1 protein-coding gene is annotated in these 324 nt (G+C 66.7%); it reads left to right on the plus strand.

Features of this window, described 5'->3' with window-relative positions:
• Positions 1-324: transposase (locus SM191_RS19690; RefSeq protein WP_341507676.1), on the plus strand; the 324-nt coding region annotated here is incomplete at both ends.

Consider the following 324-nt stretch of genomic DNA (forward strand, 5'->3'; position numbering starts at 1 on the left):
GACGCCGTGGTTCAAACCTGCATCGTCCACCTGCTGCGCAATTCCATGGACTTCGTCTCCTGGAAGGACCGCAAGGGCCTGGCGAGCGCCCTGAAGGAGGTCTACCGCGCACCCAGCGCCGAGGCGGCCGAGCAGGCGCTGACCGCATTCGAGGCTGGTCCCTGGGGCACCCGCTATCCTGCCATCGGCCAGAGCTGGCGGCGCGCCTGGACCGAGGTCATCCCGTTCTTCGCCTTTCCCGACGAGGTTCGGCGGATCATCTATACCACGAATTCCATAGAGGCCTTGAACTCGAAGCTGCGCCGGGCCGTGCGCGCCCGTGGG

This window comes from Sphingomonas sp. 2378, from assembly GCF_038084995.1.
Lineage (GTDB): Bacteria > Pseudomonadota > Alphaproteobacteria > Sphingomonadales > Sphingomonadaceae > Sphingomonas.